The sequence below is a fragment of the Clostridium zeae genome (assembly GCF_017312485.1).
GTDB classification, from domain to species: domain Bacteria; phylum Bacillota; class Clostridia; order Clostridiales; family Clostridiaceae; genus Clostridium_AR; species Clostridium_AR zeae.
In genome coordinates this window covers 1,188,840-1,212,579 of record NZ_BMBA01000001.1, presented here as the reverse complement: position 1 = coordinate 1,212,579, position 23,740 = coordinate 1,188,840, and the positions used below count along the sequence as shown (strand labels likewise).

Genomic DNA, 23,740 nt, shown 5'->3' with positions numbered 1-23,740 from the left:
ATATTAATAAATAGATTTCCTCTGTTGATAAAAATAAGGTAAAATGTTAAAGTATTATGTAGGTTTAAAACTGTTTGATAGGCATTTGGAGGTATTTTAATGTACGAATATATAATAGGTAAGTATAAGGGCATAAATAAAGACTATGCTATTTTAGAAAATAACGGAATTGGATATAAAGTTTTTACATCAGGAAGTACCCTTGCAAAAATGCCTAAGGTTGATGAAGAAGTAAAGTTGTTTTTAGAGCAGATAGTTAGGGAAGATTTTATAGGTCTATACGGTTTTTTAACAAAGGAAGAATTAGACTTGTTTAAATTATTATTAACTATAAACGGTGTGGGAGCAAAAGCTGCATTGTCATTATTGTCAATAAGCTCACCTTTAAATTTAAAGTACGCTATAATGACTGGTGATGAAAAACATATTACAAGAGCGCCTGGAGTAGGTAAGAAGACTGCGCAAAGAATAATACTTGAACTTAGAGATAAACTTAAGCCTAATGAAGATTTAATGCCAAGTGATTTTGTGAAAAATCTTTCTGAAGATGACGATAGTTATGCTTCAAATATATCAGAAGCATTAGCTGCTTTATTAGCATTAGGATATACTGAGAAGGAAGCTCAGAGAGCTCTTGGTAGTGTTAAACAAAATGATAGTATCGAGAATATAGTTAAAAACTGTTTAAAAGTACTTATGAATTAAGAGGTGAACATATTTGGAAGATAGAATAACATCATCTAATAAGAATGAAGAAGAATTAAATTCTGAATATAGCTTAAGACCTCAGAAATTGAGTGAATACATAGGGCAGGATAAGGTGAAAGAAAGACTGAGTATTTTCATACAAGCTGCCAAGAATAGAGGAGAAGCACTTGATCATGCGTTGTTATATGGTCCGCCAGGACTGGGGAAAACAACTTTAGCGAACATTATAGCAAAAGAGATGAGTGGTAATTTGAAAGTTACTTCTGGTCCTGCAATTGAAAGGGCTGGGGATCTTGCGGCTATACTTACAACTCTAAATGATAATGATGTGCTTTTTATCGATGAAATTCATAGACTTAACAGAAGTGTTGAAGAGATACTTTATCCTGCTATGGAAGATTATGCTTTGGATATAGTGATAGGAAAAGGGGCATCAGCTAAATCTATTAGGATAGATTTACCTAAATTCACATTGATAGGTGCTACTACTAGAATTGGAATGTTAACTGCACCTCTTCGCGACAGATTTGGAGTGCTGTGCTCCATGGAGTACTATACGGACATACAATTAAAGGAGATTATAGTGAGGTCGGCTAGTATACTTGATTGCGAAATGACTGAAGAAGGCGCTTTCGAGATAGCAAGAAGATCTAGAGGTACCCCAAGAATCGCTAACAGACTTCTAAAAAGAGTTAGAGATTATTCTGAAGTTAAGGGTAATAATATTGTAGATATAGATGCTGCAAGAGCTGCTCTAGAGCTGTTGGAAGTTGATAGTCAAGGCTTTGATAGAATTGATAATGGTATATTAGAAGCTATTATAGATAATTTTAACGGAGGTCCAGTTGGAATTGAAACCTTAGCTTATTTTATAGGCGAAGAATTTGATACTATTGAAGATGTATATGAACCATATCTCCTTCAAAGGGGATTTATAGTTAGAACACCAAGGGGAAGAGTTGCTACAGATAAGGCATACAAGCACTTGGGTAGAAGTAAGACAAAGAATAATGGAGATGTTAGACAATCTAGCTTATTTGACAAATAGGAGAGGATAGAATGAAAGCAAGTGATTTTTATTTTGATTTACCAGAAGAACTTATAGCACAGGTTCCTTTAGAAGAAAGAGATTCTTCAAGGCTTATGGTTCTTGATAAGAATAGTGGGGAAATACAGCATAAGATATTTCATGATGTTTTAGATTACTTTAATGAAGGTGATACTTTAGTACTTAATAATACTAGAGTGCTACCTGCAAGGCTTATAGGTGAAAAAGAAGACTCTAAAGGTAAGATTGAGTTTTTACTTCTTAAAAGAGTAGATAATGACAGATGGGAATGTCTTGCGAAGCCTGGAAAAAGAGCTAAGGTGGGCACAAGATTTACATTTGGAGATGGTAAGCTAACAGCTGTGGTTAAAGATATAGCTGAAGAAGGAAATAGAATTATTGAGTTTAGCTATGAAGGTATATTTGAACAAGTTTTGGATGAATTAGGTCAAATGCCTCTTCCGCCATATATACATGAAAAGTTAGAAGATAAAGAAAGATATCAAACAGTATATTCTAAAGAAAAGGGATCTGCGGCTGCACCTACAGCAGGGCTACACTTTACAAAGGAATTACTTGAAGTGATAAAACAAAGAGGCGTGAATGTAGTGTATCTTACTCTTCATGTTGGTCTTGGAACATTCAGACCGGTTAAGGTTGAAGATGTAGAAAATCATAATATGCATTCAGAGTTTTATCAGCTTTCTAAGGAAGCAGCTGAAATTATAAATAATACAAAAAAAGCAGGGAAAAGAGTAATAGCGGTTGGAACTACTTCTACTAGAACTTTGGAAACAATAGCTGATAGCGAAGGGCTATTAAAAGAATCTAGTGGATGGACTGATATATTTATATATCCTGGATATAAATATAAGGTTGTAGATGCTTTGATAACTAATTTTCATCTACCAGAATCAACCCTTATAATGCTAGTAAGTGCATTGGCAGGTAAAGAAAATATACTAAATGCTTATAATATAGCTGTTAAAGAAGGCTATAGATTTTTCTCCTTTGGAGATGCTATGTTTATACATTAAAAGTTGGATAAGGAAGTGGAACTTTGACTAAAAGATATACTTTACTAAAAAAAGATGGAAAAGCAAGAAGAGGGCAATTTGTTACTCCTCATGGAACTATACAGACGCCTGTATTTATGAATGTTGGGACTTTGGCAGCTATTAAAGGTGCTGTATCTTCAATGGACTTGAAAGAAATAAATTGTCAAGTGGAACTTTCAAATACATACCACTTACATTTAAGACCTAGTGATAAGGTTGTTAAAAAGATGGGTGGACTACATAAGTTTATGAATTGGGATAGACCAATTCTTACTGATTCAGGTGGATTCCAAGTTTTCTCTTTATCAAGCATGAGAAAGATTAAGGAAGAAGGAGTTTATTTTAACTCACACTTAGATGGTAAGAAAATTTTTATGGGACCAGAAGAAAGTATGCAGATTCAGAGCAATCTTGCATCAACTATTGCTATGGCTTTCGATGAATGTGTTTCTAACCCTTCACCTAGAGAATACGTGGAAGCATCTGTAGAACGAACTACAAGATGGCTTGAAAGATGCGTAAAAGAAATGAAAAGACTTAATTCTTTAGAGGATACAATAAATAAAGAGCAACTTTTATTTGGGATAAATCAAGGTGGAGTTTATGATGATATAAGAGTTGAGCATGCAAAAATAATAGCTAAGATGGATTTGGATGGCTATGCTATTGGAGGTCTTGCTGTTGGGGAAACTCATGAGGAAATGTATAGGATCATTGATGCTGTAGTTCCTCATCTACCAGAAGATAAGCCTATATATCTTATGGGGGTTGGCCTGCCAAGTAATATACTTGAAGCAGTTGAAAGAGGCGTGGACTTTTTCGATTGTGTACTTCCAGCTAGAAATGGAAGGCATGGACATGTGTTTACTAAAAATGGTAAGATAAATATAATGAATGCTCAATTTGAGACAGATTCAAGACCTATAGATGAGGGATGCCAATGTCCAACTTGTAAGAACTATACTAGGGCATACATAAGACACTTATTTAAGGCTAAAGAGATGCTTGCTATGAGATTATGTGTACTACATAATTTATATTTCTATAATACTCTAATGCAAGATATAAGAGATGCTATTGATGGCGGATATTTCGCAGACTTCAAGAAACAAAAGCTTGAAGAATGGGGAGGAAGAGCCTAATATAATTTATTTATAAGGAGGATTTATATGCAATACATTATTCAACTTTTACCGTTAATAGTAGTATTCGTGATTTTTTATGCTTTACTAATAATACCGGAAAGAAAAAGAAAAAAACAATATCAAGCAATGCTAAATGATTTGAAAGTTAATGATGAGATCATGAGTAAAGGTGGTATCATCGGTAAAGTGGTAAATCTTCAAGATGATTATGTAATATTAGAGAGTGGTCCTGATAGAGCTAGAATAAAGCTTTCAAGACAAGGAATAGCTAATGTTATAAATACAAAAGAAGATAATAAATAGGTTATATTACACCCCTTGTCCACATAGAATTTAGTGGATAGGGGGTGTTTATTTTGGAGTGGAGCAGGTATTTTGCAAATGTTGCAAAAGGAGTTTTGAGAGCTCTTATTGCTACTATGATTTTTGTTGTAATAATCAGTATAGTAATGAGCTTTAGTTTACTAAGTCTTAAGGCCTTAAGCGTAATCTGGGTAGTTATCACTTGCTTAAGTATTTTACTAGGTGCTATATACTCTTCCCGTAAAAACGGTGAGAAGGGTTGGCTCGTAGGATTTGGTGTTGGTCTTTGTTACTTTATAATTGTTTTGATTATCTCTGCTGTGTTTAAAGGTAATATTTCTTTGTCATTAAATGACCTTTGGAGAGCTCTACTTGCTTTGGCAGTAGGAGCATTATCTGGAATGTTAGGAATAAATCTATAAAAAGTCTTTATTATACCTATTTTATGTGATATAATAACGTGGTAATCGAATAGAATGGAGGAGTATGAAATGAAGCATATTAAAACAATAAACAGATCAAGCCTTAAGAACAGTCTTTGTAAGCCAGGATGTAAGGAATGTGCTAATTCATGCCAATCAGCTTGTAAGACTTCATGTACAGTAGCGAACTTAGCGTGTGAAAATTAATTATAAAATAATGAAGTAGTGGCAGTAACTTTTAAGTTACTGCCATAAATCTAGTTAGGAGGAATTTAAATTGGCATTAATCCACAAATTTACTAAAGGTAATGAATATTATGTGATTGATGTAAATTCTGGTAGCGTTCATATAGTTGACAAGCTTATTTATGATCTTATAGATGATGAGAAGTTAAGAGATAGAGAACAATTAATAAATGATTTTTCAGGAATTTACACAAAAGAAGAAATAGAAGAAGCTTTTTATGATATAAATGAATTAATTGAGGAAGGTATGTTATATTCGAAGGATTTATATGAGGATATAGCAATGAGTGATAGAGATGATAGCTACATAAAGGCCCTTTGCTTAAATGTAGTGCATGATTGTAACCTTAGATGCAAATACTGCTTTGCAGATGAAGGTGAGTATAAAGGTTGCAGAAAACCAATGAGTGCTGAAACAGGTAAAAAGGCAATAGATTGGGTCATAAAGAAGTCAGGCCCAAGAAAAAATATAGAAGTTGACCTTTTTGGTGGTGAACCACTAATGGTATTCGACACTATTAAGGAAATAGTTGATTACGCTAGAGTACAGGAGAAGATACACAAAAAGAATATTAGATTTACAATGACAACAAATGCAACATTATTAAATGATGAAATAATGGAATATATTGATAAAAACATGGGGAATATAATACTGTCTATAGATGGTAGAAAAAATATCAATGATGCAGTAAGAGTAAGAGTAGATGGAAGTGGTAGTTACGATAGAATATTACCAAAAATAAAGCAAATGGTGGATAAGAGAGATAAATCTAAGCAATATTATGCTAGAGGTACTTTCACAAGAAATAATACCGATTTCTTTGAAGACGTAATGGCTTTAGCTAATGAAGGTTTTAAAGAAATATCCATAGAGCCAGTTGTTCTTCCAGATGAACATGAGCTTTCATTGAGAAGAGAAGATTTACCGGTTATATTTGATCAATATGATAAACTTTATGATGAAATGGTTAAGAGATATAAAGAGGGAAAAGACCAATTTACATTCTATCATTTTAATATTGATTTAAATGGTGGTCCATGTGTATATAAGAGGATATCTGGATGTGGTGCAGGACATGAATATGTTGCTATAACACCTGATGGAGAAATATACCCATGTCATCAATTTGTAGGAAATAAGGATTTCCTTATTGGTAACTTAGATACTTTAGAAATAGATAGTGATTTAGAACAAGAATTTAAAACTGCACATATTTATAATAAACCAAAATGCAAAGAATGTTGGGCAAGATTTTATTGCAGCGGGGGCTGTCAAGCAAACAACTTTAACTTTAATGGCGACATACATGTACCATATGAGATAGGTTGTGAGATGCAAAAAAAGAGAATTGAGTGTGCGATTGCTCTAAAAGCTGTTACAATGGAATAGAAACCTCCCATTTATTGACATAATGTGGGGCAGGTATTATAATTTACTGTATGAGAATTAACAGAGGGGGATAAAAATGAAAACAAAAGGCAAAGGCAAAAGTATTATACTTTTTACTCTCTGCGTTGTAGGAATATTTTTTCTAGCATTCGCAGGATTTCATGGTCTTGTTGTCGGTTCTGGATCAAACCAGTGGGAATTCAAATCATTTGAAAAGTCAATTACAAAAGGGTTGGATTTACAAGGTGGAGTATCTGTAATTATGGAAATTCAATCAGACAAAGCTGTCAAGAAGGAAGATCTAGATAAAACTAAAGCAATGCTTTCACTTAGAGTTAATAAAGCTGGAGTTGCTGAAACAGTTGTTACAACAGAAGGTAACAAAAGAATCAGAGTTGATATTCCGGGACAATATGATTCTAAGAGTATTGTAGACAGCTTAAGTAAAACTGGGGAGTTAAGCTTTAAAGATCCTGATGGAAATGTGCTATTAACTGGTAAGGATGTTTCTAAAGCTACTTCAGGTACAGATCAACAAACAGGACAGATAATTGTATCATTAGAATTTAATGATGCAGGAAAGAAAAAGTTTGCAGATGCAACTACAAAGCTTATTGGAAAGCAAATCTCAATATCTATGGATGAAGATGTACTTACAAGTCCAGTAGTTCAAAATGCAATTATAGATGGAAAAGCTCAAATTACAGGAAATAAAACAGCTGAAGAAGCTAATAAAATAGCTGCTATAATAAATGCAGGTGCACTTCCTATGCCTGTAAAAGCAGTATCTACTCAAACTGTAGGTGCTCAGCTTGGTGCAAATGCGCTACCTAATGCATTAAAAGCAGGAGCTGTTGGTATAGCTATTATTTTCGTATTTATGTTGCTTTATTATAGAGGCCCTGGATTGATTGCATGTTTAGGTCTAACATTATTTATTTCATTGGTTTTATTTACCTTTATAGCAGTAGGTGTTACTTTAACGTTACCTGGTATAGCTGCACTTCTACTTACAATAGGTATGGCGGTAGACGCAAATGTACTTATGTTTGAAAGAATAAGGGAAGAAATAAGAACAGGTAAGTCAGTAAAAACATCAGTTAAAGCTGGTTTCCATAATGCGATGTCATCAATAGTTGACTCGAATTTAACTACTATAATTTCATCCTTAGTATTATATTTCTTTGGGTCAGGTCCTGTAAAAGGATTTGCACTTACACTACTAATTGGTGTTGTTTTGAGTATGTTTACAGCTATAATAATAGTTAGACTATTAATGAATTTGGCTGTTAATGCTGGATTTTTAAGCAAACCATCGTTATTTAGGGTTAAAAGGGGGTAAAACAGATGTTTAAGATTATTGAAAAAACAAAAATATGGTTTATTTCCTCTTTGTTAATAATAGCGATTGGTGTTGGCTTTATGATATATAGAGGCGGACTAAACTTTGGAATAGACTTTAGAGGTGGTACGCAAATAACTATAGATTTCAAAAAAGATTTTAATAAAGCTGAAGCTGATGCGATAATAAAGAAATATTTGGATGATGCTGTAACAAATACTGTTAATAATACTCAGCTTGAGATTAAGACAAAATACATGGATACTACGAAAGTTGGTAACCTAACAAAGGATATCAAGGACAAATATAAAATAGAAGATAAAGATTTCACTAAGCAGGAGATAGGTCAATCTATAGGTAGTGAACTTACTAAAAATTCTTTTATTGCATTAGGTATATCTCTAGCAGTAATTCTATTATATATTGCAGTAAGATTTGAATTTAATTTTGGTATTGCAGCCATTGCGGCATTAGTTCATGACGTGCTAATAACTTTAACAGTATATTCAGTATTTAATATACCTGTTAACACTCCATTTATAGCAGCAGTTCTTACTATAATAGGTTATTCAATGAGTGATACAATAGTAATTTTTGATAGAATAAGAGAAAATACTAAGAAATATAGAAAAATGCATTATGTTGAACTTGCAAATAGAAGTATAACACAAACTTTTGCAAGATCAATTAATACTGCTTTGACAACCTTGATAACAACAAGTGCAGTTTATTTCTTTGTACCTTCAGTAAGAGATTTTGCGTTCCCTCTTATAATAGGAATAGTTTCAGGTGCTTATTCATCAATCTTTATAGCAAGCCCAATTTGGGTTATGCTTAAAAATAGAAAAGAAAAAGCTAAAGTAAAGACAGCTTAGAATTGATTTTTAGCAGATAATTTGACAAAAAGTTACAGGCCTTCACGTAAATTGTGGAGGTCTGTCATATTTTCTCCAAAAGTGTTTGTCAAAACTACAATTTTAAATTATAATATAGTTGTTTTCTATTTTTGGAGGAGTTAGTCATGGAAAAATTTTGGGAGAGCATTTATCGCCCTAGCTATATAACTGGATACAATCCATTTATAATAAAAAATATGAATAAGGCCATAGAAAGATTGGTTAAAGCAATAAACCTAAGAGAAAAAATCGTTATATACTCAGGTTGCGATGTTGATGGTTTGTGCGGCTTAGCCTCCCTTTTGCTTGTTTTAAAATACTTAAATGCAGATGTTGAGTATTATGTAAGTGATGAAAAAAACAATTCGCACAATTTAGAGACTGAAACTCTAAAAAATCACATACACTTTTTAGGAGCAGAGCTTCTTATAACTGTAGGTTGTGGGATAGAATCGAAAGATCAAGAAATTCTCTGTAACAAGTTAGGTATAGATTTGATTGTTACAGAAAATAGAAAGCTAAAACCTGATTTTAGAGCAATTTATATAAATCCGAGCCAAGACGGCTGTTCATATAGATATAAAAGTTTATCTGCTTCTGGAGTAACTTTTAAGTTGATGCAAGCAATTGCAATATATTATAATATGAAGAGTATAAACAGATATTTGGATTTGATTTTAATTGGGACGATTTCGTCTGAAGCAGAGGACAAAGGAGAAAATTCTGTTTTTATTAAGGAAGGAGCTAACTTTCTTAATAACACCAATAATTATGGATTAAGGGCAATAATGGAATTCTATAATATTGTTGAATTTAATTATGATAGCATAAGAAAAATAATAGATGTAATAACTCCTGCAATTGGGGCTGTGGACAAGAAGGATAATGCTAGAATTGTTGTAGAGCTTTTAACGACTAATGATATATCAAGGGCAAGACAAATAACAAAATACTTATATAATGAAAAGATTAGATAAGGTTACATAATCAATTAATAATTATTGGAGGAATAAAAATGGATATTAAAAGTAAAATTAGAATAATTGATAACTTTCCTAAGGAAGGAATAAGCTTTAAGGATATTACTACTTTGATAGGTGATGGAGAAGGATTAAGAGCTTCAATAGATGAAATAGCTAACTATCTAAAAGAAAAACAAATTGATGTAGTAGTAGGACCAGAAGCGAGAGGGTTTATTTTTGGAGTTCCAGTTGCATATGCATTAGGAGTTGGTTTTGTTCCAGTTAGAAAAAAGGGAAAACTTCCTTTTGATACAGTAGCAGTAGAATATGAACTAGAGTACGGTAAGGATTGCTTAGAGATTCATAAGGATTCTATAAAGCCAGGTGCAAGAGTTGCTATTGTAGACGATTTATTGGCTACAGGTGGTACCATTGGTGCTGTTGCAAAGCTTATAGAACAAGTTGGTGGTGAAGTGGTATCCCTTGCTTTTGCTATAGAACTTACTGAACTTAATGGAAGAGATAAACTTAAGAATTATGATATAACATCATTAGTTCAATATGATTTATAAAAAAAATCACTAAACTCATAATACTAAGAAAAATATATGTAATAAAAAAACATACATATATATATCCATTGAAAAATCGATATATATATAATATAATAGTAGATATATTTGGCTGGTTAATAAACCAGCCTTTGACTTTAGATACGGAATTTAACAATTATGAACGAGGAGTGTAATTCGTATGCTTGATATTTTAATTGAAAAAGTTAAACATAACTGTAATAACGTAGATCTAGCACTTATAGAAAAAGCATATAATTTGGCTGCAGATGCGCACAAATCCCAAAAAAGAGAATCTGGTGAACCGTACATAATTCATCCTGAGAGTGTAGCCTCAATACTAGCAGAGTTAGGTATGGATACAAATACTATAGCTGCAGGACTTTTGCATGATGTAATAGAAGATACGAATTATACTTATAATGATATAAAAAACATGTTCAATGAGGAAGTTGCTAATCTTGTTGAGGGCGTAACTAAGCTTGATATGATTAGGTATAAGACAAAAGAAGAACAACAGGCTGATAATGTAAGAAAGATGCTTCTTGCAATGGCAAAAGACATAAGAGTGATTATCATAAAGCTTGCTGATAGACTTCACAATATGAGAACTTTAAAGTTTATGCCTGAAGAAAAACAAAAGGAAAAAGCTAAGGAAACCTTAGATATTTTCGCACCTCTTGCACATAGACTAGGTATGTCTAAAATAAAATGGGAACTTGAGGATTTAGCGTTTAGGTATCTACATTCAGAAGAATATTATGATTTAGTAAAACAAATCGCTGAAAAAAGAGCTGAAAGAGAAAATTATATAGAAAGCATAATAAATGAACTTACCGAAAATCTAGAAAATGCAGGTATAGACTCAGATATTGATGGAAGACCAAAGCATTTTTATAGTATATATAGAAAGATGGTAAATAAGAACAAGAATATAGAGCAAATCTTTGATCTTACTGCTATAAGAATATTAGTGAATTCCGTTAAAGATTGTTATGCAGCTTTAGGTATAGTTCATACAATCTATAAGCCATTGCCAGGCAGATTTAAAGATTATATAGCTATGCCTAAACCTAACATGTATCAATCACTACATACTACCGTAATAGGTCATCAGGGAAAGACATTTGAAATCCAAATTAGGACCTTTGAAATGCATAAAACTGCTGAATATGGTATAGCTGCGCATTGGAAATATAAAGAAGGCGCAGCAGAAAATAGAGAAGATTCTTTTGAAACTAAGCTATCTTGGCTTAGGGATATGCTTGAATGGCAGAAGGACACTGCAGACGCAGAAGAATTCATGGAAGGCTTTAAACTGGACTTATTTTCAGATGAAATATTTGTCTTTACCCCAAAAGGAATTGTTATAAGTTTACCAAATGATGCAACTCCAATTGATTTTGCATACAAGATTCATACTGACGTAGGAAATAAGTGTGTAGGATCAAAAGTAAACGGTAAAATGGTTCCATTGGATTATAGATTGAAAACTGGTGAAATAGTTGAGATACTTACGTCATCAGTTGCTAAAGGACCTAATATTGACTGGCTTAATATTGCTACAAGTAATCAAGCTAAAAGTAAGATAAAACAGTGGTTTAAGAGAGCAAAGAGAGAAGAAAATATTGATAAAGGTAAAGATGTTATAGAACGTGAAGCAAAAAAGCAACTTGTAAACTTTATGGATCTTATTAAAGGAGAAGGTTACGAGAAGCTTTTAAAGAAATATAACAACTTGAGAAATGTAGATGATATATACGCTGCTGTTGGTATTGGGATGGTATCTGCATCTACAATAATATCTAGGTTAAAGGAATATAGTGTTAATGAGAAAGCAGTACAATCTACTGAACAAATAACAAAGAACATAGAAGAACATATTTCAAAAGGTGAAAGAGTACATAAAAAAGATATTAATTACGGAATAACTGTAAAAGGTGAAAGTAACTTAATGGTTCGTTTTGCTAAGTGTTGTAATCCAGTGCCAGGTGATGAAGTAGTTGGATTTATCACAAGAGGTAGAGGGATTTCAGTACATAGAAAAGATTGCAGCAACTTTAAAACCATAATGAATGAAGAACCAGAAAAGATAGTTGAAGTAAATTGGGGTGGAGCGAAAGGTGCTTATACTGCTGAAATTCAAGTTAGGTCAGAAGATAGAGATGGACTCCTTGCTGATATTATGACTGTGATTACAGAATCAAAGCTTCCTTTAAATGGTCTCAATGCAAATTCTACTAAGACAAATACTGCTTTAATAAATATTAAAGTAAAGATAGATAATGTAGATCAACTTAAAGAATTAATGAGAAAGATAAAAAAACTTAAAGGCGTTCTTGATGTATATAGAATGAATAGCTAAATAGGATGTGATGGAATGAGAGCAGTTGTTCAAAGAGTAAAGAGCTCTTCTGTTACTGTTGATAACAATATCGTAGGTGAAATAGCTACTGGTTTTAATGTGCTTTTAGGTATAAGTAAAGACGATAGTGTTGATGACTTAAAGTACATAAAGGACAAAATCATAAATCTTAGAGTATTTGAAGATGAAAATGGAAAGATGAATAAATCTCTTCAAGATGTAAATGGTGAACTTCTTTTAATATCTCAGTTTACTTTGTATGGCGATTGTAGAAAAGGAAGAAGACCTAATTTCATGGAAGCACTTGGCGGAGAAGAAGCAAAAAAACTTTATGATATGTTTGTTGATATGTGCAAAAGTGAGGACCTAAAAGTAGAAACAGGAATGTTTGGAGCGGATATGAAGGTTCAGATATTAAATGATGGGCCAGTAACTTTAATACTTGATAGTAAAAAGAATTTTTAAGGAGGACTTAATATGAATATAGCTAGAATTCCAGTTGGTTCAAATCTTGAAAATTGTTATATTGTTGTAAATGACGAGTCTAATGAAGGAATTATTATAGATCCAGGTGCAGATAGTGAAAAGATAATAGATTTTATAGATTCTAAAAATATAAAGCCAGTAGTAATTCTAATAACCCATGGGCATTTTGACCATGTTGGTGCAGTGGTAGATATTATGGATAAGTATGGAGTGGAATTTTATATAAATGAAATTGAAGAAGAACTCATACTTAAAAATACTTATGTTTTTGGCAACTTGCCAAAGGCTAATCACTATCTTGCAGATGAACAAGAGTTAGAGTTTGCAGGCATTAAGATTAAATGCATACACACACCGGGGCATACACCTGGTGGAATAAGCTTCTTAATAGGTGATATACTTATATCTGGTGATACTTTATTCCAACAGTCGATAGGAAGAACTGACTTTACAGGTGGAGATTTCGCCACTTTGATAAATAGTATCACAGAAAAGCTAATGGTTTTAGATGATTCTGTAAGAGTATTGCCTGGTCATGGGGATACTACAACTATCGGATTCGAAAGAAGTAATAATCCATTTTTAGAATAGTTTATACCTTTATGTAAGGAGCGTATATGGAAATTAAGATAAAACTAAATGATGAAAAGTATAGGTATGATGTATATCAAATGTTTAATATTTTCTTCACCTTTCAAGACATTTCTTTTGTTAAGGAAGGTGAAGATTTCTGCGTGTCTATAAATGGTGATTATATGGAATTGCTTAAAGACCAAGAAATTCTTTTTGAAGGAAATATAAAAGACGGTAAAAAAGAAGAGATAAAAAAGAGTATTTTTACTGCTTTATCAAGTCTTACTGGCGAAAAATATCCATGGGGAACAATGATTGGAATAAGGCCTAGTAAGAGAGCATTGAAGCTTATAAACGAAGGTGTTTCAGAAGAGGAAATAGTTAAGCATTATTCTGATGAGTTTTTGGTGGAAAAAGAGAAGGCTGAACTATGTATTGAAGTGGCTAAATATGAAGAGAAGTTTATAAATAAAGATTCAAAAATCATTAGCATATATGTTGGAATGCCATTTTGTCCAACAAGGTGTTTGTATTGTTCTTTCGCATCTAATCCAATCGGTGGATGTAAGAAACAAGTTGATCCTTATTTAGAAGCTCTTTCGAAAGAAATTGGTTCTATTAAAGATTATGTAGAAAGCAAAGATTTGATTATTGAAACTGTCTATTTTGGTGGTGGTACACCTACTGCAGTAGATGATGAACAATTTGAAGATATAATGAAAAAGGTATATGAAAGCTTTGTTTTAGATAAGAATATTAAAGAGTTTACAGTGGAGTGTGGAAGACCTGATAGTATAACTTCAAAAAAGCTCGAAACAATGAGAAGGTATTCAGTAGATAGAATAAGTATAAATCCTCAAACTATGAATGATATTACTTTAAAAGAAATAGGTAGAAATCATTCTGTAGAAGATGTAATAGACAAATTCAATCTTGCCAGAAGTTTAGGCTTTGATAATATAAATATGGATATTATTGTTGGTTTACCAAATGAAGGTTTGAAAGAAGTAGAAAATACCTATAGAAGAATACTTGAGCTAAAACCAGAGAGCTTAACTGTACATGGAATGTCTATAAAGAGAAGTTCTAGATTGCATGAGAACCTAGTTTTAAAACAGACTATTCATATTCCGAAGCAGGAAGAACTTAATAAAATGTACAAAGAGACTAAAAAGCTGGCTGAAGATTTAGATATGCACCCATACTATATGTATAGGCAAAAAAATATGGTTGGAAACATGGAGAATGTGGGCTATTCAAAGGTTGATAAAGAATGTATATATAATATTCAAATGATTGAAGATAGCCAAACCATAATAGCTTTAGGGGCAGATGCTGTGTCAAAAGTGGTGTTTTTGGATGAAAATAGAATAGAGCGCTTTGGAAATGTTAAGGATGTTAAAGAATATATAAATAGAATTGACGAAATGATAGAAGGTAAAATAACCTTATTTAACACATTATATTAGTTTTGGAGGTAGTAACATGTCATCAATACAGGCACCTAAAGGAACCAAGGATATGCTGCCAAGTGACGCATATAAATGGCATTATGTAGAAGAGAAGTTTAGAAAATTATCAAGAGAATATGGTATAAGAGAAATAAGAACTCCTATGTTTGAACATACAGAATTATTCTTAAGAGGAGTTGGAGAGACCACTGATATCGTTCAAAAGGAAATGTACACTTTTGAAGATAAAGGTGGAAGAAGTGTAACTTTAAAGCCAGAAGGAACTGCGCCAGCAGTTAGAGCTTTTATTGAAAGCAGCCTGTATGCAGATGCACAGCCTACAAAGCTTTATTATTTTACGCCTGCATTTAGATATGAAAATGTTCAAAAGGGTAGATTAAGACAGTTTCATCAATATGGTATAGAGGTATTTGGATCTAAAGAAGCATCTATAGATGCTGAAATTATATCACTTGCAATGAGAGCTTTAGGAGAGTTTGGACTGAATGATCTTAGTTTAAATATAAACAGTTTGGGATGTCCTCATTGTAGAGAAAAGTTTAACAATGCGCTTAAAGAGTATCTTAAGGAAAATTACGATAATCTTTGTGCAACCTGTAAAACTAGATTTGAAAGAAATCCTATGAGAATACTTGACTGTAAAGAACACAAGTGTAAGGGAATCACTGAAAAGGCTCCGGTTATACTAGACTTCATTTGTGAAGAGTGCAGTATTCATTTTGATAACTTGAAAGGGTACTTAGATGCATTAGGGATAAAATATAATGTTGATTCTAAAATAGTAAGAGGCTTAGATTATTATACAAAAACAGTTTTTGAGATAATCCATGATGGATTAACAGTTTGTGGTGGAGGAAGATATGATAAGCTTATTGAAGAAATTGGCGGTCCTTCAATGCCAGCTTTTGGATTTGGATTAGGACTTGAAAGACTTCTTATGATAATAGAAAATCAAGGAGTGGAGATTCCAAAACCAAATTATATTGACTTATTTGTTGGATCTATTGGGGAAAAATCTAATTTTGAAGCATTAAAATTGATTTGCGATTTAAGAAAAAATGGAATATACTGTGAATGTGATCATATGAAGAAGAGTGTTAAAGCTCAAATGAAATATGCTAATAAAATAGGAGCAAGATTCACTTTAATATTAGGTGAAGATGAAATTGCAAATAAATCTGCAAAACTTAAAAATATGAGTAATGGCGAAGAAAGCATAGTAAATCTTACTGATTTAGATTTCTTAGCTAAATTAATAAAAGAGCAATAGGAGGATACACCATGGGTGAAGCATTACAAGGATTAAAGAGAACCATAATGTGTGGTGAAGTAAGAGAAAGTAATATAGGCGAAAACATAACAGTAATGGGATGGGTTCAAAGAAGAAGAAATTTAGGCGGATTAGAATTCGTAGATTTAAGAGATAGAACAGGAATACTTCAAGTTGTTTTTGGAGATGAGATAAACAGTGAAGCATTTAACAAAGCTGGCAGTATAAGATCAGAATACTGTATTGCTGTTACTGGTGAAGTAGTAAAAAGAGAAGCTCCGAACAACAATATTCTAACTGGTATGGTAGAACTAAAGGCTGAGTACATAAAAATATTATCTGAATCTGAAACTCCACCTATATATATAAAAGAAAATTTAGATGCAGCTGAAAATATAAGATTAAAATATAGATATCTTGATCTAAGAAGACCGGATATGCAAAATATATTCATGATAAGACACAGAGCTACTAAAGCTATAAGAGATTATCTAGATAATAATGGCTTCTTAGAAGTTGAAACTCCAATACTAACAAAGTCAACTCCTGAAGGAGCTAGAGACTATCTAGTGCCTTCAAGAAATTATCCGGGAATGTTTTATGCATTACCTCAATCACCACAGTTATTTAAACAACTTTTAATGGTTTCAGGTTTTGATAAATACTTCCAAATAGCTAAATGCTTTAGAGATGAAGATTTAAGAGCTAACAGACAGCCTGAATTTACTCAAGTTGACCTTGAAATGAGCTTTGTTGAAGCTGATGATGTAATTGCATTAAATGAAGGATTAATAGCTCATGTATTTAAAGAAGTTTTAGGTGTGGAAGTTAAACTTCCAATAAAGAGAATGACTTTTAAAGAAGGTATGGAAAAATACGGTTCAGATAAACCAGATTTAAGATTTGGTATGGAAATTACTGATCTTACTGAAGCTGTTAAATTTGCAGAATTTAAAGTGTTTGCTGATGCAATAGCAAATAACGGATCTGTTAGAGCTCTTAACTTAAAAGGTGGAGCTTCTATGGGAAGAAAAGATATAGATAGATTAGGTGAATTCGTTAAGACATTCAAAGCTAAAGGATTAGCTTGGATCCAACTTAAAGATGGAGAAGTTAAATCTCCAATAGCTAAGTTCTTAAAGGAAGATGAACTTAAAAATATTATAAATACAATGAATGCAGAAGACGGAGATTTAATTTTAATCGTTGCAGATAAAAACTCTGTAGTTTTCCAAAGCTTAGGACAACTAAGATTAGAATTGGCTAAGAAGTTTGATTTAATAAAGGATAAGAATGAATTTAACTTCACATGGATTACTGAGTTCCCACTTTTCGAATATGATGAAGAAGAAGGAAGATATTTTGCAGCACATCATCCATTCACAATGCCAATGGATGAAGATATTGAATTCTTAACATCTGAACCTGGAAAGGTTAGAGCTAAGGCTTATGACTTAGTTCTTAATGGAGAAGAACTTGGTGGAGGATCTATAAGAATCCACGATACTAAACTTCAAGAAAAGATGTTTGAAGCTCTAGGCTTTACAACTGAATCAGCTTGGGAAAAGTTTGGATTCTTACTTGAAGCCTTTAAATTCGGACCACCACCTCACGGAGGATTAGCATTTGGTCTTGATAGAATGATAATGTTCTTAGCTGGTACTGATAACATTAAAGATGTTATAACATTCCCTAAGAATCAAAATGCATTCTGTTATTTAACTGAAGCTCCAAATGTTGTGGATGAAAAACAATTAACAGAGCTTGGAATTGCAACTGTAAAAAGTGAAAAATAAACTGCTGTAAATTAAAGCAGTTGATGATATGGAAAATAACTTCAATATTTATTATTGGGGTTATTTTTTTATATAAAAAATAAAATTTTTATGATAACTCAATTTAGAAATTTCAAATGTAATTCTTTGTATTAAAGAAGTTATTTATTGTATAAAAGAGCCTCAGATGATACAATATATACCGTATACTGGTATACTAACAGGAGTGATATATTATGGATGAAATAATTGATGATATGGTAGATGAAAAAAGTGAAAAGCTTAAGAAGGATATATTAGTAAGGCTAAGAAGAATAGAAGGTCAAGTTAAAGGCATTCATGGAATGATAGATAAAAATGTATGCTGTCCAGATGTTCTTGTTCAAATAGCAGCTATTAGAGCGGCTATAAATAAGGTTGGAGCATTGATTATAGAAGATTATGCGAGAAATTGTATGGGCATTCCTAATGATTCAGACGCAGAAGAAGGTTTACAACAGCTGATTAAAACAATAAATACCTTTATGAAGTAATTTGATTAAAAAAAATAGGCATTCCTAATGGGATGCCTATTTTTGATGATTAGAATCAATATGGTCGTCTATTCTTATCTATTAACTCTATATAATGATGCCTAGCAGAACTAATCAATCTCGTGATTGTTGAAACAAATATTACTCCCAGTGCCAATGTTCCAGCACTTGCTAAAGTTGTAGCTAAAGTTTGAAAAGATTTATTCATATCTCCTCTAATAGCTTCGTACATTGTATAATACATTCCTCCACCTGGCACAAGAGGTATAAGGGCACAAATAACTATTGTAGTAACTGGAGTTTTAAGTATTCTAGCACATGCTTCAGAATACGCACTGAATACAATTGATGAAATAAATAGACCAGCTATATCTGAACCTGTTTTCTGCAGAGCAAGTTTATAAATTATCCAGCTTATCATACCACCGATAGAAGAAAAAATTAAGTTTTTTCCTTTTATATTAAAGATTATACCAAATCCGAAGGTAGCAATAAAAGCAGCTATAGTTTCTTTAAACAACATATTATATACCCCCAAACTTATTAAACCAAAGAATTAGCACAACACCGGTCCCAACAGCAATAGAGATAGCTATTAAGAATGCTTCAGCAGCTCTTGTAAGTCCAGAAACTAAATCGCCGGCAATAGTATCTCGTATAGCATTTGTTATTGCTAGACCTGGAACTAGGAGCATTACTGAACCTATTATAACTTTATCTACATTAGAACCTATACCTTCACTAACTAAAATTAGAGCCATACCTGCAACTATAGAGCCGCTTATACTATTTATGAAGAAGTCATTTATGCTAAACTCACTGCAGAGATTCGAAAATAACTTTATAACAACTCCAATGATAAAGGCAGAAAGAAAATCCTTAATATTGCCGCCAAACAATATGGAAAATGCAGCAGCACCTAAGGCAGAGAAAAATACTGTTACAGGAGCACTATATCTTTTTCCGTTTTCAATATTGATAAGCTCGTTATAAAATTGATCAACTGTAAGATTTAAAGTTTTTATATTTCGTGACAAATCATTAACTTTAGAGATTTTTTCTAGGTTAACAGTTCTTCTATGTATCCTCTTTATAAGAGAGGTAGTTTTATGATTTTCATCTGAAACAGAAGACATTATACCTGTAGGTGTAACAAAACTTTCAGCATATTCTACTCCGAAAGCTTTACATATTCTCCAAATGGTTTCTTCAACCCTGTAAGTTTCTCCACCGCTCTCTAGTATAATTTGGCCAGCGAAGGTGGCAACATGTAAAATTCTATTTATGTCCATAATAACCTCATCGAAATTTAATAATTGATTATTAGTAGTGTTTTAATATTAACGGTGCTACAGGAATTTATACCAGGTACATTTATAAGCTTAATATTCGTTTGATCTTATAACCTTAACTATCAGCAGTTTCCGACCCGTATAATTGAAGTTTACTCCATAAAATCACTATGTTAAAATCGCACCAGTTGTATTATAACATATATATTGTGGTAACTTAATTATTTAGCTAAGATTTTAATAATAATTAACCGTGGATTAATTTAATTATAAACTCTTTAATATTTATTCTGGCTTTAGTAGGAAAAATTGAAATACCTAAAATAGCATTAATGAGATATTTTAACAATACATATAGGTGAAAATGTTTTCATTACAATTTTTATTAACTAGTTATATTGATTAAATTCTTATTAAAACATATAATCAATATAAACGAAAGAAATTGGGGTGATTGAATGGATTTTAATAATTTAAAAAACAATGACAAAGATATATATGATCTTGTAGAAAAAGAACTACATAGACAACAAAATGGAATTGAACTTATAGCTTCTGAAAACTTTACTAGCGAAGCAGTTATGGAAGCCATGGGATCATATTTAACTAACAAATACGCTGAAGGATATCCAAGCAAAAGATACTATGGCGGATGTCACGTAGTAGATGAAGTAGAAGAGATAGCAAGAGAAAGAGCGAAAAAACTTTTTGGAGCTGAACATGCTAATGTACAGCCACATTCAGGTTCTCAGGCAAACATGGCAGTATATTTTTCTGTATTAAATCATGGAGATACAGTTTTAGGGATGGATCTTAGCAATGGAGGACATCTAACTCACGGATCACCAGTGAATTTTTCAGGAAAGTTATTTAAATTTGTCTCTTATAAAGTAGATAAAACTACTGAAACAATAGATTACGAAGATGTTAGAAAGCTTGCTTTAGACTGCAAGCCAAAAATGATAGTTGCTGGAGCAAGCGCATATTCAAGAACTCTTGATTTTGAAAAATTCAGAGCTATTGCTGATGAAGTTGGAGCATACTTAATGGTGGATATGGCTCATATTGCTGGACTTGTGGCTACAGGAGATCATCCATCACCAGTTCCTTATGCTGATTTTGTTACTTCAACAACTCATAAGACTCTAAGAGGTCCAAGAGGTGGACTAATTCTTTGTAAGGAAAAGTATGCAAAGGATATTGATAAAACTATCTTCCCTGGAATGCAAGGTGGACCACTTATGCATATAATTGCTGGGAAAGCTGTTTGTTTCAAGGAAGCATTAGAGCCTTCATTTAAGGAATATACAACTCAAGTTATAAAAAATGCTAAGGTTCTTGGTGAAGAGTTAATAGCTAGAGGATTTAAATTGGTATCTAACGGTACTGATAATCATTTGTTACTTGTAGATTTAAGCAACAAAGACATAACTGGTAAAGAAGCAGAAATACTTCTTGATACTATAGGTATAACAGTAAATAAGAATACAGTGCCAAATGAAACTAGAAGCCCATTTGTAACAAGCGGAGTAAGAATAGGAACTCCTGCAGTTACAACAAGAGGTTTTGTTGAAGCTGATATGAAAGAAATTGCTGAAATAATTGACTATGTAATAACTAATAAGGATGGAGATCTTTCTTTTGCAAAGGAAAAAGTGAAAGTACTTTGTAATAAATATCCATTGTATAAGTAATTTTTATTAAGCATATGATTGAACCATTGTAGCTGAATACTCATATATCCTCCTAAAGTTGTAGGAAGACTCATGTGATTAATTGAAGCTGCAGTGGTTCATATTTATTTATAATTAGTATGATAGGATATGTTTAAGAGTATTGTTGAAATTAAGTGGTTATAAAGCATCTGATGTATAATCACTTAATTTCAACACGGTGCTTTAACAACCACTTAAGACAAAGGTGATGAAAGTTTTTATTTTAATTGATCATACTTTGAAGAGGTACATCTTTAGCGTAAAAGTGATAAAATAGTATAAAAGGGAGTGATTGTATGAATTTTATTGATTTACATTGTGATACGGCATTGAAGCTATTTAGTGATAAAGAGGCTAAGTTAAAAGAAAATCAGTTTTCAGTTGATATAATGAAATTAAAGTCTGGCAATGCTAAAGCTCAATTTTTTGCATTATTCTTAGAAAAAGATCAATGTGGCGATTTAAAAAATGATTGCATTGATATGTATAAAAGATTGGTTAGTGAATTAGATGAAAATAAATCTGATATAGCTTTAGTAAGAAATTATGACCAGTACTTAAAATGTCAAAATGAAAATAAACTAGGAGCTTTTATAACTATAGAAGAAGGCGGAGCAATAGCTGGTGATATAAATAATCTGCAAGAATTCTATGATATGGGGATTAGATTAATAACCTTGACTTGGAATTTTGAGAATGAAATTGGATATCCACATTGCAAAAAAGAATATGCAGATAAGGGATTGAAACCCTTTGGTATAGAAGTGGTTAAAAAAATGAATGATCTTGGGATGATTATAGATGTTTCACATTTATCTGATGGTGGATTTTTTGATGTAGCTAAATATTCAACAAAACCTTTTGTTGCATCTCATTCAAATTCTAGAGCAATAAGAAACCATACTAGAAATTTAACAGATGATATGATAAAGATACTAAGCACTGCAGGCGGAGTGATGGGAATAAACTTCTGCAGCGGTTTTGTAGGTAAGAGTAAGACTACAAAAATAGATGATATGGTAGAGCATATTAAGAACATAAGAAAAATTGGTGGAATAGATTGTATAGCTTTAGGTAGTGACTTTGATGGAATAGAAAACGAAGTTGAAATAAAAGATGCAAGTGAAATGGGAAAATTAGCAGATGCTCTTCTAAAAAATAATTTCTCTTATGATGACGTTGAAAAGATATTTTATAAAAATGCGGAAAGAATTATAAGAGAAGTATTATAGTAAAAGATAAGCAGCTTTGGCTAATTTAAAGCTAGATATAGATTTCGTAGGTGGATATTTTATGAATGATTTAAATGGAAAAGTAGTAATAGTAACTGGCGCTTCAAAAGGTATCGGAAAAGACATATCAATAAATTTAGCATCTAAAGGAGCGTTAATTGTGGTCAACTATAATATGGACCATGAAGGAGCAGAAGAAGTTGTCAGTTATATTAAAGAAAATGGTGGTTATGCAGTAGCATTTCAAAGCAATGTAGGAATATACTCAGAAGCTCAAAGACTGATAGAATTTACATCTCAAACCTTTGGCAAAATTGATATTCTCATAAATAATGCAGGTGTTTCATATATTGGACTATTGATGGATATGAATGAAAATGAGATAGATAAACTGATAGATACTAACATCAAAGGTGTAATGTATACATCAAAATTTACAATTCCATATTTCTTAAATAGAGGAAAAGGTATAATTATAAATATATCTTCAATATGGGGTCAGTCAGGTGCGGCTTGTGAGGCTATTTATAGTGCTACTAAGGGAGCAGTAAACAGTTTTACTAAAGCCTTAGCAAAAGAGCTTGCGCCATCTAAGATAAGAGTCAATGGGATAGCACCTGGAGTTATAAATACATCTATGAATAAGTGGCTTTCAGAAGAAGAAAAGAACATGCTAATAGATGAGATACCAATGTGTAGATTTGGTGAAGGTAATGAGGTTGCTGAAGTTGTAAGCTTTTTATGCTCAGACCAATCATCTTATCTGACAGGTCAAATACTCACAGTGGATGGTGGAATGATTTAATATAATTATTTATAAATATAGATTTACTAATTTAAAGTAAGATATAACTAAATAATTTAGCGATAAAAGCCATACATAAATGAGAAAAAATATCTCATAATATGTATGGCTTTATACCTATAAATGA

The 23,740-nt window shown here is 32.1% G+C and carries 24 protein-coding genes; 22 read left to right on the top strand and 2 right to left on the bottom strand.

Annotation, left to right across the window (positions count from 1 at the left end):
- Window positions 1-99: 99 nt before the first annotated feature.
- The 19 genes from ruvA (at window position 100) to J3477_RS05550 (ending at window position 18,569) form a co-directional block, all read left to right on the top strand.
- Window positions 100-705 (top strand): Holliday junction branch migration protein RuvA, encoded by a 606-nt coding sequence (gene ruvA / locus J3477_RS05640; RefSeq protein ID WP_206868634.1) that lies wholly within the window; start codon window positions 100-102, stop codon window positions 703-705.
- 25 nt (window positions 706-730) lie between these two features.
- Complete coding sequence (gene ruvB / locus J3477_RS05635) at window positions 731-1,756, top strand: Holliday junction branch migration DNA helicase RuvB (RefSeq protein ID WP_371876585.1); 1,026 nt, start codon at window positions 731-733, stop codon at window positions 1,754-1,756.
- A gap of 11 nt (window positions 1,757-1,767) precedes the next feature.
- Complete coding sequence (gene queA / locus J3477_RS05630) at window positions 1,768-2,793, top strand: tRNA preQ1(34) S-adenosylmethionine ribosyltransferase-isomerase QueA (RefSeq protein ID WP_206868632.1); 1,026 nt, start codon at window positions 1,768-1,770, stop codon at window positions 2,791-2,793.
- A 23-nt stretch (window positions 2,794-2,816) separates the two neighbouring features.
- Entirely contained in the window at window positions 2,817-3,956 is a 1,140-nt protein-coding gene (gene tgt / locus J3477_RS05625; RefSeq protein WP_206868631.1) for a tRNA guanosine(34) transglycosylase Tgt, read from the top strand.
- Window positions 3,957-3,983: 27 nt separating this feature from the next.
- On the top strand, window positions 3,984-4,262 hold the full coding sequence (yajC, locus tag J3477_RS05620) for a preprotein translocase subunit YajC (RefSeq protein ID WP_206868630.1): 279 nt from the start codon (window positions 3,984-3,986) through the stop codon (window positions 4,260-4,262).
- 53 nt (window positions 4,263-4,315) lie between these two features.
- A complete protein-coding gene (locus J3477_RS05615) occupies window positions 4,316-4,684 on the top strand; it encodes a TIGR04086 family membrane protein (protein WP_206868629.1) in 369 nt (122 codons plus the stop codon).
- Window positions 4,685-4,753: 69 nt separating this feature from the next.
- Entirely contained in the window at window positions 4,754-4,891 is a 138-nt protein-coding gene (scfA, locus tag J3477_RS05610) for a six-cysteine ranthipeptide SCIFF (RefSeq protein WP_128212712.1), read from the top strand.
- A gap of 70 nt (window positions 4,892-4,961) precedes the next feature.
- Window positions 4,962-6,323, top strand: a complete 1,362-nt coding sequence (gene scfB, locus J3477_RS05605) for a thioether cross-link-forming SCIFF peptide maturase (protein WP_206868628.1) — start codon at window positions 4,962-4,964, stop codon at window positions 6,321-6,323.
- Between the two features lie 76 nt (window positions 6,324-6,399).
- A complete protein-coding gene (gene secD, locus J3477_RS05600; protein ID WP_206868626.1) occupies window positions 6,400-7,665 on the top strand; it encodes a protein translocase subunit SecD in 1,266 nt (421 codons plus the stop codon).
- A gap of 5 nt (window positions 7,666-7,670) precedes the next feature.
- Entirely contained in the window at window positions 7,671-8,540 is an 870-nt protein-coding gene (gene secF / locus J3477_RS05595) for a protein translocase subunit SecF (protein ID WP_206868624.1), read from the top strand.
- A 146-nt stretch (window positions 8,541-8,686) separates the two neighbouring features.
- The gene (locus tag J3477_RS05590; protein WP_206868622.1) at window positions 8,687-9,538 is read left to right on the top strand and encodes a DHH family phosphoesterase; all 852 of its coding nucleotides are present in this window, start codon (window positions 8,687-8,689) and stop codon (window positions 9,536-9,538) included.
- A 38-nt stretch (window positions 9,539-9,576) separates the two neighbouring features.
- Window positions 9,577-10,095 (top strand): adenine phosphoribosyltransferase, encoded by a 519-nt coding sequence (locus J3477_RS05585; protein ID WP_206868621.1) that lies wholly within the window; start codon window positions 9,577-9,579, stop codon window positions 10,093-10,095.
- Window positions 10,096-10,276: 181 nt separating this feature from the next.
- Window positions 10,277-12,460 (top strand): RelA/SpoT family protein, encoded by a 2,184-nt coding sequence (locus J3477_RS05580; RefSeq protein WP_206868619.1) that lies wholly within the window; start codon window positions 10,277-10,279, stop codon window positions 12,458-12,460.
- A gap of 15 nt (window positions 12,461-12,475) precedes the next feature.
- Window positions 12,476-12,925 carry a D-aminoacyl-tRNA deacylase gene (gene dtd / locus J3477_RS05575; protein WP_206868618.1) on the top strand — a complete coding sequence of 150 codons (450 nt, stop codon included), beginning with the start codon at window positions 12,476-12,478 and terminating at the stop codon, window positions 12,923-12,925.
- A 12-nt stretch (window positions 12,926-12,937) separates the two neighbouring features.
- Complete coding sequence (locus tag J3477_RS05570) at window positions 12,938-13,537, top strand: MBL fold metallo-hydrolase (protein WP_206868616.1); 600 nt, start codon at window positions 12,938-12,940, stop codon at window positions 13,535-13,537.
- Between the two features lie 26 nt (window positions 13,538-13,563).
- Window positions 13,564-14,988 carry a coproporphyrinogen III oxidase gene (locus tag J3477_RS05565; RefSeq protein ID WP_206868615.1) on the top strand — a complete coding sequence of 475 codons (1,425 nt, stop codon included), beginning with the start codon at window positions 13,564-13,566 and terminating at the stop codon, window positions 14,986-14,988.
- Window positions 14,989-15,004: 16 nt separating this feature from the next.
- On the top strand, window positions 15,005-16,261 hold the full coding sequence (hisS, locus tag J3477_RS05560; protein WP_206868614.1) for a histidine--tRNA ligase: 1,257 nt from the start codon (window positions 15,005-15,007) through the stop codon (window positions 16,259-16,261).
- An 11-nt stretch (window positions 16,262-16,272) separates the two neighbouring features.
- Window positions 16,273-18,057, top strand: a complete 1,785-nt coding sequence (aspS, locus tag J3477_RS05555) for an aspartate--tRNA ligase (RefSeq protein ID WP_206868613.1) — start codon at window positions 16,273-16,275, stop codon at window positions 18,055-18,057.
- Between the two features lie 215 nt (window positions 18,058-18,272).
- A complete protein-coding gene (locus tag J3477_RS05550) occupies window positions 18,273-18,569 on the top strand; it encodes a metal-sensitive transcriptional regulator (protein ID WP_206868612.1) in 297 nt (98 codons plus the stop codon).
- Between the two features lie 55 nt (window positions 18,570-18,624).
- On the opposite strand, the gene J3477_RS05545 is transcribed toward J3477_RS05550, so the two are convergent.
- Window positions 18,625-19,089 (bottom strand): threonine/serine exporter family protein, encoded by a 465-nt coding sequence (locus tag J3477_RS05545; protein ID WP_371876584.1) that lies wholly within the window; start codon window positions 19,087-19,089, stop codon window positions 18,625-18,627.
- A 4-nt stretch (window positions 19,090-19,093) separates the two neighbouring features.
- Window positions 19,094-19,861 carry a threonine/serine exporter family protein gene (locus J3477_RS05540; protein ID WP_206868610.1) on the bottom strand — a complete coding sequence of 256 codons (768 nt, stop codon included), beginning with the start codon at window positions 19,859-19,861 and terminating at the stop codon, window positions 19,094-19,096.
- A gap of 458 nt (window positions 19,862-20,319) precedes the next feature.
- Between J3477_RS05540 and glyA the strand changes: the two genes are divergently transcribed.
- The 3 genes from glyA (at window position 20,320) to ymfI (ending at window position 23,613) form a co-directional block, all read left to right on the top strand.
- The gene (gene glyA / locus J3477_RS05535) at window positions 20,320-21,555 is read left to right on the top strand and encodes a serine hydroxymethyltransferase (protein WP_206868609.1); all 1,236 of its coding nucleotides are present in this window, start codon (window positions 20,320-20,322) and stop codon (window positions 21,553-21,555) included.
- Window positions 21,556-21,872: 317 nt separating this feature from the next.
- A complete protein-coding gene (locus J3477_RS05530) occupies window positions 21,873-22,808 on the top strand; it encodes a dipeptidase (protein ID WP_206868608.1) in 936 nt (311 codons plus the stop codon).
- A gap of 61 nt (window positions 22,809-22,869) precedes the next feature.
- Window positions 22,870-23,613: an elongation factor P 5-aminopentanone reductase gene (gene ymfI, locus J3477_RS05525; protein ID WP_206868607.1), complete on the top strand. Its 744-nt coding sequence runs from the start codon at window positions 22,870-22,872 to the stop codon at window positions 23,611-23,613.
- Window positions 23,614-23,740 lie beyond the last annotated feature (127 nt).

Excerpts from the sequence above, each read along its gene's own strand:
- J3477_RS05530 (WP_206868608.1), top strand. The coding sequence starts at position 21,873 with ATGAATTTTATTGATTTACATTGTGATACGGCATTGAAGCTATTTAGT.
- J3477_RS05580 (WP_206868619.1), top strand. The coding sequence starts at position 10,277 with ATGCTTGATATTTTAATTGAAAAAGTTAAACATAACTGTAATAACGTA.
- glyA (WP_206868609.1), top strand. The coding sequence starts at position 20,320 with ATGGATTTTAATAATTTAAAAAACAATGACAAAGATATATATGATCTT.
- yajC (WP_206868630.1), top strand. The coding sequence starts at position 3,984 with ATGCAATACATTATTCAACTTTTACCGTTAATAGTAGTATTCGTGATT.
- dtd (WP_206868618.1), top strand. The coding sequence starts at position 12,476 with ATGAGAGCAGTTGTTCAAAGAGTAAAGAGCTCTTCTGTTACTGTTGAT.
- queA (WP_206868632.1), top strand. The coding sequence starts at position 1,768 with ATGAAAGCAAGTGATTTTTATTTTGATTTACCAGAAGAACTTATAGCA.
- ruvA (WP_206868634.1), top strand. The coding sequence starts at position 100 with ATGTACGAATATATAATAGGTAAGTATAAGGGCATAAATAAAGACTAT.
- hisS (WP_206868614.1), top strand. The coding sequence starts at position 15,005 with ATGTCATCAATACAGGCACCTAAAGGAACCAAGGATATGCTGCCAAGT.
- ymfI (WP_206868607.1), top strand. The coding sequence starts at position 22,870 with ATGAATGATTTAAATGGAAAAGTAGTAATAGTAACTGGCGCTTCAAAA.
- J3477_RS05585 (WP_206868621.1), top strand. The coding sequence starts at position 9,577 with ATGGATATTAAAAGTAAAATTAGAATAATTGATAACTTTCCTAAGGAA.
- secF (WP_206868624.1), top strand. The coding sequence starts at position 7,671 with ATGTTTAAGATTATTGAAAAAACAAAAATATGGTTTATTTCCTCTTTG.
- scfA (WP_128212712.1), top strand. The coding sequence starts at position 4,754 with ATGAAGCATATTAAAACAATAAACAGATCAAGCCTTAAGAACAGTCTT.
- J3477_RS05590 (WP_206868622.1), top strand. The coding sequence starts at position 8,687 with ATGGAAAAATTTTGGGAGAGCATTTATCGCCCTAGCTATATAACTGGA.
- J3477_RS05565 (WP_206868615.1), top strand. The coding sequence starts at position 13,564 with ATGGAAATTAAGATAAAACTAAATGATGAAAAGTATAGGTATGATGTA.
- J3477_RS05540 (WP_206868610.1), bottom strand. The coding sequence starts at position 19,861 with ATGGACATAAATAGAATTTTACATGTTGCCACCTTCGCTGGCCAAATT.
- secD (WP_206868626.1), top strand. The coding sequence starts at position 6,400 with ATGAAAACAAAAGGCAAAGGCAAAAGTATTATACTTTTTACTCTCTGC.
- J3477_RS05550 (WP_206868612.1), top strand. The coding sequence starts at position 18,273 with ATGGATGAAATAATTGATGATATGGTAGATGAAAAAAGTGAAAAGCTT.
- J3477_RS05570 (WP_206868616.1), top strand. The coding sequence starts at position 12,938 with ATGAATATAGCTAGAATTCCAGTTGGTTCAAATCTTGAAAATTGTTAT.
- aspS (WP_206868613.1), top strand. The coding sequence starts at position 16,273 with ATGGGTGAAGCATTACAAGGATTAAAGAGAACCATAATGTGTGGTGAA.